The organism is Gordonia sp. YC-XJ4, from assembly GCF_059511865.1.
In genome coordinates, this window is record NZ_CM183447.1 from 671,277 (window position 1) to 683,856 (window position 12,580).

The 12,580-nt window shown below is 66.6% G+C and carries 9 protein-coding genes; 6 read left to right on the forward strand and 3 right to left on the reverse strand.

Translation table 11 applies throughout. From position 1 onward, the window contains the following. The first annotated feature begins 46 nt into the window (after positions 1–46). The 5 genes from AC5ZH6_RS02970 (at position 47) to AC5ZH6_RS02990 (ending at position 7,135) form a co-directional block, all read left to right on the forward strand. Positions 47–1,075: an esterase-like activity of phytase family protein gene (locus AC5ZH6_RS02970; RefSeq protein ID WP_006369403.1), complete on the forward strand. Its 1,029-nt coding sequence runs from the start codon at positions 47–49 to the stop codon at positions 1,073–1,075. Positions 1,076–1,169: 94 nt separating this feature from the next. Continuing rightward, the gene (locus AC5ZH6_RS02975) at positions 1,170–2,078 is read left to right on the forward strand and encodes an ABC transporter ATP-binding protein (protein WP_108772654.1); all 909 of its coding nucleotides are present in this window, start codon (positions 1,170–1,172) and stop codon (positions 2,076–2,078) included. Between the two features lie 3 nt (positions 2,079–2,081). Beyond that, positions 2,082–4,634 carry an ABC transporter permease gene (locus AC5ZH6_RS02980; RefSeq protein ID WP_006369405.1) on the forward strand — a complete coding sequence of 851 codons (2,553 nt, stop codon included), beginning with the start codon at positions 2,082–2,084 and terminating at the stop codon, positions 4,632–4,634. 49 nt (positions 4,635–4,683) lie between these two features. Beyond that, positions 4,684–5,409 (forward strand): hypothetical protein, encoded by a 726-nt coding sequence (locus AC5ZH6_RS02985; protein ID WP_133092136.1) that lies wholly within the window; start codon positions 4,684–4,686, stop codon positions 5,407–5,409. Positions 5,410–6,028: 619 nt separating this feature from the next. After that, entirely contained in the window at positions 6,029–7,135 is a 1,107-nt protein-coding gene (locus tag AC5ZH6_RS02990) for an IS110 family RNA-guided transposase (RefSeq protein WP_211545477.1), read from the forward strand. Positions 7,136–7,307: 172 nt separating this feature from the next. Here AC5ZH6_RS02990 and AC5ZH6_RS02995 read toward each other — a convergent pair whose 3' ends face one another. Both AC5ZH6_RS02995 and AC5ZH6_RS03000 read right to left on the reverse strand, forming a co-directional pair. Further along, on the reverse strand, positions 7,308–8,597 hold the full coding sequence (locus AC5ZH6_RS02995) for an HNH endonuclease signature motif containing protein (RefSeq protein ID WP_006369407.1): 1,290 nt from the start codon (positions 8,595–8,597) through the stop codon (positions 7,308–7,310). A 334-nt stretch (positions 8,598–8,931) separates the two neighbouring features. Then, positions 8,932–9,660 carry a class I SAM-dependent methyltransferase gene (locus tag AC5ZH6_RS03000; protein WP_006369408.1) on the reverse strand — a complete coding sequence of 243 codons (729 nt, stop codon included), beginning with the start codon at positions 9,658–9,660 and terminating at the stop codon, positions 8,932–8,934. Between the two features lie 73 nt (positions 9,661–9,733). Between AC5ZH6_RS03000 and AC5ZH6_RS03005 the strand changes: the two genes are divergently transcribed. After that, entirely contained in the window at positions 9,734–10,867 is a 1,134-nt protein-coding gene (locus AC5ZH6_RS03005; protein WP_006369409.1) for a glycosyltransferase family 4 protein, read from the forward strand. Here AC5ZH6_RS03005 and AC5ZH6_RS03010 read toward each other — a convergent pair. After that, positions 10,807–12,579 carry an MmpA family trehalose lipid delivery protein gene (locus AC5ZH6_RS03010; protein ID WP_006369410.1) on the reverse strand — a complete coding sequence of 591 codons (1,773 nt, stop codon included), beginning with the start codon at positions 12,577–12,579 and terminating at the stop codon, positions 10,807–10,809. The genes AC5ZH6_RS03005 and AC5ZH6_RS03010 overlap by 61 nt on opposite strands. Position 12,580: the final 1 nt, after the last annotated feature.

Genomic DNA, 12,580 nt, shown 5'->3' on the forward strand with positions numbered 1-12,580 from the left:
TCATCCGTTGAGATGACACGGAACTCCTGAGGTATCGTTGCCCCCTATGAGACTTCGCTCGTGGGGGGCAGCGTTCGTTTCGGCGCTCGCCGTCACGCTGACCATCGGATCCGGCGTGGCGACGGCGGTGCCCGGTTCGCCGGTTCCCGACCAATCCATGGTCACCTCGCGATATGTCGACACCGAGATAGTGCCCGGCATACCGTCTTTCGGCGCTATTTCGGGAATCGACCAGACCGCCAACGGCGACTACGCGATGATCTCGACCGATGTCGGGCGTGCCGGTCCCGCTCGGTTCTACACCACCCACATCGACTACTACCCATCGGTCGGCCAGCTCGGCGTCCCGCGCTTCACCGGCGGCGGCACTGTGCTCAGCCCGCTCAATCTGCCGCTGCTGCCCGGTGATGCACAGTTCGAGGGCATCCGGTCGGTCGGTGGCGGCTACGTCGTCGTGAGCGGCGGGGCGCATCAGTTCGTTCGCCAGATCGGCCCGTTCGGTACGTTCGTCCGAGATCTCCCGTTGCCTGCTGCGTGGCGCCCGACCCGGACCGCAGGCGTCAACGGGCAGAACGGTCTCACCGGGGTGGCCGTCGGGCCGCGCGGACAGATCAGCGTGATCACCGCCGGCGGGCTGCGCCAGGACCCCGGTAACGCGGCCCGGCTGCTGACCTTCGGATCGGGTCGCGGGCAGAGCGAGTACGTCTACCGCACCGACCCGGGCAAGGTCGCCGCCGACGTCATCGCCGTCAACAACACCGATTTCCTGGTCCTCGAACGCGGTCGCGGACGCGTGACGAGCATCTACTGGGCCACCACCCGCGGCGCCGACGCGGTGACCGGCAAGGCCAAGCTCTCCGGCTCCGAGAAGGCGATGCCCAAAACCGAGGTCTTCTCGGCCAACCCGCTGCCGCAGCTGGTGACCGGCAACATGTCCGGAATGGCATGGGGCAATTGGCTTCCCGACGTCCGCGGACAGAACTATCGGGCGCGGATGCTCTACGTCGTCACCAACAACATGTTCGCCGGCCCGACCCGGGTGCACGCGATCGAGGTGCGCTTCCCGCGTCGCTGAGCCACTCGGGGGATGCGGGCCGCGCCCGCGACCGGGGTGAGTTCAGGGACAACCCCGATGGCCATTCGGGCGCCGACCTGGCACCGTGGTGGCCATGACATCAGCGCACGCAGAGATGACGCAGCCGAGCGGCACGGCCGCCGCGGCCGGATCCGAGGGTCTGACCAAGGTCTACGGGTCAGGTGACACCGCCGTCCACGCGCTGCGAGGCGTGACGATCGAATTCGCGGCCGGACAGTTCACCGCGATCATGGGTCCGTCGGGGTCGGGGAAGTCGACCCTGATGCACTGCCTCGCCGGCCTCGATGACGCCACCGGCGGCCGCGCCTACATCGGTGACGTCGCCCTCACCGGGCTCTCCGACAAGGAGATGACCAAGCTCCGACGCGACCGCATCGGATTCGTGTTCCAGTCGTTCAATCTGGTGCCCACCCTCACCGCGGCCGAGAACATCACCCTGCCCCTCGACATCGCCGGCCGGCCGGTGGACAAGGAATGGTTCGACACCGTCATCGGTCGCCTCGGCATCGGGGATCGGCTCGATCACCTGCCGACCGAGCTGTCCGGTGGCCAACAGCAGCGCGTTGCGTGTGCCCGCGCACTGGTGGGCAAACCCGAGATCATCTTCGGTGACGAGCCGACCGGCAACCTCGATTCCCGCTCCTCCGGAGAGGTTCTCGCGATCCTGCGCGCGGCCACCGACGAATTCGGGCAGACCGTCGTCATCGTCACCCACGATCCGCGCGCCGCGTCCTACGCCGACCGTGTGGTCTTTCTCGCCGACGGCAACATCGTGCGGGAGCTGACCCGACCGACCGCCGACGACGTCTTCGAGGTCATGCGCCACCTCGATGACAAGCCGGGGGATGACGAGCCAGGGGATGTGACACCGGTCGACGGGCTCACCGGCACTACGGATTCCGGTGCAGCTGCTGCCGGGCAGGCCACGGCCCCGGTCGACCCGACCGACGGAACGCCCCGTGGGCGCCACGAGGCACGCTGACTCATGGCCGCATCATCGGTGATGCGCAAGGTCTCGCTGCGAAACCTGCGTGCGCACAAGCTCCGATTGTTCCTGACCGTCTTCTCGATCGTCCTCGGCACCTCGTTCGTCGCCGGTTCGATCGTGTTCACCTCCACCATCTCCCACGCGTTCAACTCGATCTTCGAAGGTGCGGCGCAAGGCGTGGCCGTCGAGATCACGCCGCAACGATCGACCTCCGACGGGGTGCCCGACAGCGTTGTCGACCAACTCCGGGAGCGTAAGCAAGAGTTGGGGATCGACAAGATCGTCACCAACCAGCAGGGGCCGGTGACGATCGCCGGCGCCGACGGCAAGGCGCTGCAGACCGGTGGCGCCCCGAGTATCGCCACCGCCTACATCCCACCGGATCAGGCGATTTCCTCGGAGAGACTGCTGCCCGGTGGCCGGGCGCCCAATGGGCAGAACGAGATCGTCCTCAACTCCTCGGCCGCCGACAAGGGCGGCCTGAAGGTCGGATCGAAGACGAAACTCGTGATCGGACAAGGCAGTACGCAGCCGTTGGAGGTGACTGTCGTCGGCCTCGTCGACCTGCCCACCTCGACCGGCGGGTACGTCAACGTCCAGTTCGACCAGCAAACCGCGTCCGACATCTTCTCCGACGGTTCGCATGTCGCGGTGGTCGACATGTCTGCGGTGTCCGGGGTGTCCGCCGACGAACTCGCCAAGCGGGTGTCGGCCCTCGTCGACACCGATCAGTTCAAGGTCCGCACCGGCGACCAGGTGCGCGCGGACGAGAAGGCCCAGGTCAACCAGTTCCTGACCATCTTCACCGGAATCCTGTTGGCATTCGCGGCAATCGGGCTCATCGTCGGTACCTTCATCATCTACAACACCTTCTCGATGATCGTCGCGCAACGCAATCGTGAGCTCGCCCTGCTGCGCGCCATCGGTGCCAGCCGGCGTCAGGTGTCGCGTTCGGTGCTCTTCGAGGCGTTCGTGGTCGGCGTCATCGGCGGGCTGGTCGGGCTCGGTGTCGGTGTCGGGTTGGCCGCGGTGTTGAAGGCGGTGGTCGGCTCCGCCTCGGGTCTGCCGAGTGGCTCCCTGCAGGTCGGTGTGTGGGCGGTGCTCGCCGCGCTGTTCGTCGGCATCGTCGTCACGATGGTCAGCGCCTGGGTACCCGCGGTCCGGGCCGCACGGGTGTCCCCGGTGGAGGCGATGCGCGCCGGGGTCACCGAAGGTGCTGCGCCGCTGCGGAATCGGACGCTGGTCGGCGTCGTCTTCTTGCTGATCGCCATCGGTACGATCGCCTGGGGCGCGATGGGCGCAGGACTGTTGCGCGCGGTGGTGGTCGGTATCGGCGCGGGTGCGGCGATCGTCGCGTCGGTGTTGGCCGGACCGGCACTGTCCAAACCCATCGTCGGCGGTCTCGGCCGGGTGATCGGCGCCCCGTTCGGCACGGTCGGACGGTTGGCCCGCACCAACGCGGTGCGCAATCCGCGGCGCAGCGCGGCAACCGCTTTCGCGCTGACCCTCGGTCTGATGCTGGTCGCCGTGATCGGCACGCTCGGCGCCTCGTTCAAGGGAACGGTGGATCAGGCTGTCGATGCAGGCATCCGAGCCGATTACATCGTTGCAGGCACCAACAATTCGCCGGTGCCCGAGTCGGTGGCCGGGGCGGTCACCAAGGTGCCGGGCATCTCCGACGCCGTGTCGTTCGGCATCGTGTCGGCGCGTATCGACGGTCAGGCGCGGACCGGCTTCGCCGCTCTCGGTGGCGATCTCAACGGTGTATCGGTACTGAACATGCTCGACGGCGCATCCAGCAAGCTGCCGGCCGACGGGATGTTCATCAGTGAACGCACCGCCAACGAGCGTGGTTGGAAACGCGGCCAGACCCTGACCTTCACCTCGGCGGACGGAACGCAAGTGCCGGTCACGATCGCCGGCGTGTACCAGGACAACGAGGCGCTGCAGCCGTGGATGGTCGGGTCGCAGGTATATGAGAAGGTGATGCCGGAAACGAGCCGGATCACGTTCGGGCTGTTCGTCAAGGCCGCGCCCGGTACCAACCTCGACACCCTGCGCACCGATCTCGAGAACGCGACGTCGGGGTATCTGACGGTGCAGGTGGAGACCCGCGAGCAATACAAGAGCAGCATCTCCGAGCAGATCGATCAGATGCTCGCGACGTTGTACGCCATGCTCGGTCTCGCCCTGCTCATCGCGGTCCTCGGCATCATCAACACCCTCGCGCTGTCGGTGGTGGAGCGCAAACGCGAGATCGGCATGCTGCGCGCGATCGGAACCCTGCGCAGCCAGATCAGACGGACGATCTATCTGGAGTCGGTGCTGATCGCGATCTACGGGGCCGTCCTCGGCGTTGTCCTGGGTTCGGTGATCGGATGGGCTCTGGTGCGCACGCTCGCCCGGTGGGGGCTCGGTGATCCGGTGCTGCCGTGGAGCTTGATGGGCTGGACGCTGCTCGCCTCGGCCGTGGTCGGCGTGTTGGCCGCGTTGTGGCCCGCGGTGCGGGCTGCGCGGACGAAACCGCTCGAGGCGATCGCCGAAGGATGAGTTCTCCGGGTTGTCGGGGTCGGCGGCCCCGGTTTGGCACAATCGGCGCATGACTCAGCCACCGGAAGATCCGTGGGACCCGAATCGTCCGCCGCCGCACACGCGTGCGTTCGACCCTGATCAGAATCCGGCGGAGTACCCCGACTCGGGTTATCCCCAGACCGGGTATGGCCAGACGGGATATGACCAGTCGGGTTACCCGCAGGGGGCTTATACGCAGGGCTATGGTCAGGAGCCGGGCGGCCCGCCGCCCACCGGACCGTACGGTGAGCCGCCGTCCGGGGGTGGCGGTGGTGGGGGTCGCCGGACCCTGATTTTGGCGCTTGCGGTGATCGCGGCTCTGGTGTTGATCGTGGTCGTCGCAGTGCTCGTCGTCCGGAGCACTGGTGGTGGTGATTCGACGGCGTCGCCGACGACGACGAGTACGGTGTCGGCGACGTCCTCGACCACCACACCCACAACCACGGCCACCACCGAGACGACAACGGAGGAGACGACCACCTCGCGGGTCCCCGCGGGAGCTGTGGTCTACCAATTGACCGGCAGCGGTGACGTTGCCGGAGTGCGCTACCGCAAGGGTTCGGAGTTCGTCATCGATCCGGTCACCGCCGCGCCGTGGTCGATGACGACGACAGTGACCGGCGGTTCGGCCGAACTCACCGCAATCGTCGTTCGCGGTCCGGTGACCTGCACCATCATGCACGGTCGCGAACAGCTGACCTCGACTACGAGCAACGGTGGCCTCCTCCGCTGCGTGGCGGATCTGCCGAACTGACCATCGCTTCAACTTGTTGTACCGATAGGTATCCGGTCCGTGGTGGTGCGAATCCAGCACCGGCGCAGGTGGTGATGCCATCGATGGAGGCTTGCGCCTGCCCCATCCGATGGTCGAGGTGCCGAGGAGCGCCAGCGACGAGCCTCGAGACCCGTTGCACCGATAGGTATCCGGTCCACGGTGGCCCGGTTCCAGCGCTGGCACAGCCGGTCTCGAGGCTCGCCGCACGCGGCTCGCACCTCGACCATCGGAGGGGAGCCGTCCATCCGGTGGTCGAAGCCTCCCCGTGCGGGAATGCCCCAGCCCTACCCATCCGGTGGTCGAGGTGTGAGGAGCGCCAGCGACGAGCCTCGAGACTATGAGAATTAGGGGTGCAGCCGTATTAGGTTGTGGGTGATGGACCGGGGTGTGGCCCTCCTCGAGACTGACTTCGTGTCCTGAACGGGACTTGTCCGCTCTGGTTCATCGGTCCCGGCCCGGGTGTGCGGGTTGCTTGATAGGAGCTTGACCTGATGACGTAGCCGCGTCATCTGTGTCCCGTCAATAGTCGTGCCTGCCGCTCTCCCGGGCCGGAACCACTGTTGGTTCCCTACTGGAATGGAGAGAACACGTGACTAGTGTGACGGATTTGCGGGAGCTGGTCGAGGTGGTGATCGGCGTTGACACTCATGTGCATGAGCATGCTGCTGCGGCGGTGGATGCGCGTACGGGTGCGGTGTTGGGTCAGGTGCGGGTGAGCGCGGATGTTCATGGGTTCGCGCGGTTGGTGGTGTTTGCCGATAGGTATTCTCCGGCGCGGTTTTGGGCGGTGGAGGGGACCTCGTCGCACGGGGCGGGGTTGTGTCGGTATTTGCTGGGTGATGATTTGGTGGAGAACGTGATTGAGCTTGATCGGCCGGAGCGGATGAAGCGTCGTCATGGTGCTAAGAGTGATGAGATTGATGCGGTGCGGGCGGCGCGGGAGGCGTTGGCGCGCCCGCAGTTGGGGGTGCCGCGTAGTGGGGCGCGGCGGGATCGGCTGGCGGCGTTGTTGGCGGTGCGGGCGTCGGCGGTGCAGGGTGCTGCTGATGGGGCTCGGCAGTTGTTTGGGTTGACGGTGTCGGCGCCGCAGGTGTTGCGGGATCGGGTGCGGGTCGAGTCGTCGACGGCGGCGATGGTTGATCGGGCGGCGGTGTTGCGGATCAGTAAGTCCTGGGATGCGGATACGGCGGCGATGGCGCGGGTGTTGCGCAGGTTGGCCAAGCGGGTCCAGTCGTTGGAGGCCGAGGCTGCGGAGTTGGAGAAGCAGATCAAGGCGGTGGTGAAGTCGTGGAAGCCGGCGTTGTTGGATGTGCACGGGGTGGGTCCGATTGTGGCGGCGACGGTGTTGTGTGCGTGGTCGCATCCGGGTCGGATTCGTAGTCGTGGGGCGTTTGCGATGTTGGCTGGGGCTGCTCCGATCCCGGCCAGTAGTGGTGAGGTCACGCGGTATCGGCTCAACAGGTCGGGGGATCGTCGGTTGAATTGGGCGTTGCATCACATCGTGTTGGTGCGGATGCAGCATGATCCTCGGACGAAAAGGTATGTGCAGAAATGGCAGTCGGAGTCGAACGGGCGGAAGAAGAAGAGTAAGCGCGAGATTCGGCGTTGCTTGAAAACCTACGTCGCACGTGAGCTTTACGGTCTCCTCGAATACGGCGACAACACTCCCTCGAACGGGGGTGAAACCCCAGCTCACGCAGCATAAATACCCGCTCTTGACAAGACATAGGAGCGTCCCCTTGTGCCGAAAGGAGTCCGGGCCACAGGCGGCACCACACCTCGACCATCGGGAGGGGATTTCACTATGGAGTTCTCAAACAACAGATGCGGTCCCGGCGATGCCGGGTGCAAGGAATCAGGTAGTGGGGCAGGATAGGTCAGGCTGCGGCGTCGGCGAGTCGCATGGTTCTACGGTGATACGACGGCACGGGTCGGCGTTTCGGATCCACGCTGGCGGGTGGGATCAACCAGGGGTGCCGGTCGAAGCCCATGATGATGTCCCACCCGTGGTGATGCACATCATCGTGGCAGCTGGTGCACAGCAGGCATCCGTTGTCGAGGTCGGTGGGACCACCATCGGCCCAGTGGTGCAAATGGTGTCCTTGGCAGCGCCCGGCGTGCGCGCCGCATTTGATGCATCCGCGATCACGGACGAGTAGTGCTTTGCGTTGGCCGGGGGTGAAGAAGCGTTTCGCCTCGCCAACACTGAGCGGTACACCGTTGGGGTCGAGCATGATCTTGGTGATCGTGGTGTCACACGACAACATCCGCGCGGTGGCTTCGGTGATGGCACCCATGTTCTGCAAATCCCCACCGAGTGCCGGGTTGTCCGCCGACCAGGTCCACAACAGGCCGTTGGTCGGTTTCGCCGAGAAGGTGGTGTCCGCTAGTCCTTGTGCCGCCAACTCCACGATCGTTTCGAACGCGGCCGCACAGATCTGTTCGGGTGTCCGCGGATCCGGCGACTCGTCAGGCTGAGGCTTGGGCGCCGACAGTGTTTCCATCAACGTCCGTGTCTTTTCGCCGGCGATGATGTCGAGGTTCGCCGAGATTTCCAACCGTCCGTCGTCGGTGATGCGGTCGCTGTAGGAGTTGATCGACTTGTCCTCCGCAGCCGGTAACCCGCCAGGCGTTTCGGCCGCCAACTCGTTCCCCAACTGCCTTGCGTAGAGTTTGATCTCGGCGGGAGTGAAACCGGCGAAATAGTGCGACAAGAGTTTCCGCAGAAATTCACAGCGTTGGACAGTGTCCATAGGTTCGGGGCATCGGGTGTCGATGTGCGCCAATCCGTGGACGATGGCATCGACGTGTTCGGACGAGATAGACCCATCCGCCGCGTGCGCCAACAACAGATCGACATCGGTGGTGGCCGAGATCCGCACGTACCGACCTGCGACGGCCGGTGCGAAACCCATGCTGATCAACAACTCCCGAAGTCGGGTGGTCTTGTGGTCGGCCACTCCCAGCCGGTCCAGTTCGCCGGTGAGGGTGGTGGCGTGGTGATCAACCAGGTTCCGCAACAACAGGACTTGTTTCATCGCGCCGAAAGCCTGTGGGCCGGTCATCTCCGGATTCCATTGCAGGTCGCTGAGCTGGGTGACGATGGCGGCGAAAACTGCTTCGGCGTCGACAGTTCCAGCGTCGGGAGCTTCGGTGGTGTCGATCATGGGCCCCTCCCCGGTGGCTGATCGGTGTGATGGGTCCAGTCTACATCGCCAGGGTGTTCGACGCAAGAGTTGTTTTGATCAATTCTGCTTGTGGACAACGTGTTTCGGCGACGATTTTCTGTCGGTGGGGTGTGGTAGGTGATGCGGTTTTCGTCGGGCTTGCTTTCGATGTGGTTGCGATACTTGTTGTCTCGCCGGGTCTCGAGGCTCGCCGCACGCGGCTCGCACCTCGACCATCGGGGGAGGGGCTCGCGACGATCTGGTAGGCCGCTGCTCGACCGTTGGGGCGTCGACCAGCGGGGGAAAGCCGCCACGATCGGGGAGTCGAGTAGTGCTAGTTCTTGCGCAGTACCACAACGAGATTGGTGGCGAGGATCTCGCGGAGTACCGGTACGCGCAGCACCCACCAGGACAGTGCCGGGAGGTAGCGGGGGAAGGCGGCGATGACCGTCGTGGCGTCCGATCGGCTGCGGGCCCAACGCAGTCCGGCCGCGGCGGTGACCGCGAAAAGGGAAGTGCCGTAGAGGTTCTTGGGCGGATGTCCGTGTCGGCGGGTGTACCAGTGAGCGGCGCGGTGGCCGCCCGCGTAGTGGGTCAGGCCCATCTCGTGACCGCCGAAGGGGCCCCACCACAATGTGTAGCTGACGATGACGAGCCCGCCGGGGCGGGTCACGCGGATCATCTCGTCGCACATCTGCCACGGCCGTGAGGTGTGCTCGACGACGTTGGACGACAGTGTCACGTCCATCGAGTCGTCGGCGAAGGGGAGTGCCTGGCCGGAGGCGCGCACGGTGCCGCGATGTTCGAGTCCGCCCGCGTGCATCTCCGTCGGATCGGGTTCGACCGCCAGGTAGTGGGCGCCACACGCGCCGAACGCGTCGGCGAAGTAGCCCGGGCCGCCGCCGACGTCGAGGATGACCGAATCGTCGAGGTCCGCGAACGCACCGACCATGGCCGCGGTGTCGCGGGCAAGGGCGCCGTAGAAGCGTGCGGGATCGGTCTGTTCGTACCGAAAGTCCGACAAGAGGCCGACCGCGCGACGGAGCGTTGCGAGTCGGCGCATCTTCGCGGTCGGTGCGGGCACAGGCGGGATGCTACCGCTACGCCGACCTCGCGGTCGGTACCCTGGTGAGACGATGACACCTCCCACCCATGTGCTGCTCCTGTGCTGGCGAGATACCGGCCACCCGCAAGGCGGTGGCAGCGAGACCTATCTCGAGCGGGTGGGCGCGGAATTGGCGCGACGAGGTGTCGAGGTGACCTATCTGACCGCGGCGTACCCCGGTGCTCCCGACGACGAGCGCCGCGACGGCATCCGATTCGTACGCGCCGGTGGCCGGATCTCGGTGTATCCCCGAGCGCTCGGTCTCCTGCTGGCCGCCCGGATGGGTCGCGGGCGGCTGGCCGGCTGCGTTCCCGATGTGGTCGTCGACACCCAGAACGGCGTGCCCTTCTTCGCCGCGCTGACCCGCATCGCACCGACGGTCGTGCTGGTCCATCACTGCCACCGCGAACAGTGGCCGGTCGCCGGCCGGGCGCTCGGGCGGCTCGGTTGGTTCATCGAGTCCCGACTGTCGCCGTGGGTACACCGGCGCAGCCGCTATGTGACGGTGTCCGCGCCCTCGCGGCGTGAACTGGTCGGCCTCGGTGTGGACGAAGCCCGCATCGACGTGATCCGCAATGGCCTCGATCCCGTTCCGGCCGACGTGAAAGCGCCGGGCGCAAGCACACCGACGCCACGCCTGTGCGTGTTGTCCCGGCTGGTTCCGCACAAGCAGGTCGAGCATGCGCTGACCGTGATCGCCGATCTCCGCCGGGCCGGAGTCGACGCGGCGCTCGACGTCATCGGCGACGGCTGGTGGTCCGACGAATTACGCAGCACTGCAGAGACTCTCGGCGTGAGTGAAGCGGTCACATTCCACGGTCACGTGGGCGAGGTGCGAAAACACGAGATCCTCGCGCAGGCGCGTGTCCACCTCATGCCGTCGCGCAAGGAGGGGTGGGGGCTTGCCGTGATGGAAGCCGCACAACACGGTGTGCCCACCATCGGGTATCGGAGTTCGGCCGGGCTGGCCGAATCCATCGACGACGGGCGGACCGGTCTGTTGGTCGATGGGATCGACGAATTCCTCAGCGCCACTCGAAAACTCGTCGACAACCCGGACGAGGCGCGCCGGCTCGGCCGAGCGGCGCAGCGCAAGTCGCAACGCTACTCGTGGTCGACGACGTGCGACGAGATGCTCCGCGTCCTGCGCGATGCCTGCCGCTGAACGACTTTCGCCAACCTCTCGGTGACCGCGGCGAGCGCGCCGAAGGCCATCAGCAACGCCCAGATCACGTGGACCGCCCACGCCCAACCTCGCGATATCGACGATGCCTGCGGAGTCACCGCTCCGTCGAGATCGAACAGCATCAGATCGGGTCCCGCGACCACCGGCGTCAGATCGGCGAGCTCCGCCGGGACGGAGGTTTCGGGGCCGCGCTCGACGAGTACCCAGCCGACGCCGAGATCGGACAGCGCGCGCGGATTGCCTCCGCTACGAAGGACGCGATTCACCTGTGCCGCCGTGTGATCGGCGTGATCGACCACGACGCCGTCGACCCGCAGTTCACCCGATTCGATGACCGGCGCACGCACCATCCGGGCCGTCGGGTCCAGTGACGGTCCGTCGGCGAAGGAATACCGACGCACCGTGCCCGGCGGCCACAACGCCACCGCCCCGCGGTCGGCGGGCACCATTGCGGCCGCCTTCCTCCAGTCGTCGGGGTAGTGCACCGGCGTGATCCGGCCACCGACCCCCCACGCCAGATCCGGCAACGGGGCGATCACCAGCAGAGCAATGGCCGCGAGGGCGAAACCCACAGGGACATAACGCCTCAGCGCCACCACAGCGGCTGCCGAAGCCAGTGCCACGAACGGCATCGCGAGGGCCAAGAACTTGTGGGTGTCGCGCACCAACCCCGCACCGGGAACAGCATCGATGACCGCCCCCAGCGCGGTCTGCCCCGGACCCGCGGCGGTCACCGCAACCACCACAACGACAGCGGCGGCCACGCCTGCCAGACCGCGCAACAATCCCGGCGCCGGCGACGCGGAACGACTGCGCCACAACCACACCGACCCGATGATGATCACCACCAGCAAGCACGCGGTGGCGATCGCGGCCCACCAGATCGTGCGGCTCGTCGGCACGGCATCGGAGTTCCAGATCCCACCCAATCCCAGAGCGGTGCCGAGCGGGCCCAACAACGGCTCCGACCGCAGCGAGAAGGCGCGCACCCCGGCCGGCCCGTCGGAGGCGATCGATCCACCACCGATCGCCGCGGACATCAGCCACGGCAACGCCGAACACACCCACAGCGCACCGAGTCCGGCGAGCACGCGCCACCGTCGGATACCGGCGCAGGACACCGCAGTGACCCCGGCGCTCACCAACGCCATCACCGACCCCGTCGGCGTCAACCCGGCCACCGCGAGCAGCCCACCCACCTGCGCCCACCCGACCCACCGCCCACGTGCGCGACCCACGGCGACATCGGCAACGGCCACGACGATCCACCCGAGCGCGGCGTATCCGACGAGCAGGCTCCAGTTCCCCTGCAGGAGGCGTTCGGCGACAAAAGGATTCCACACCGTGACCACGGCCGCGGCGACCGCCCCGGAGTGTCCGGCGCCGGGGATCAGCCGAAAGGCCAAGCGCCCGAACCCTACCGCCGCGAACAGGATTGCGGCGGCCAGGGCCACCAGAACCACCACGCCGCCGCCGACGACCGAGCCGGCCACCGCCACGAACCAATCCTGGGGAACCGCACGGGGTGCGAGCGGACCGATCCCGAGCGCGGCATCGGTGACGAAGGACCGCGGCGTCGACACCGCGTCCCGGTAGAGCAGGTACCCGCCGCCGAACAGGGGCCCGACGATCACCGCCGACAGCACCGCACCGACCCCGTAGAGGATCGGTAGCAGCCGCGGGTTGGTCACG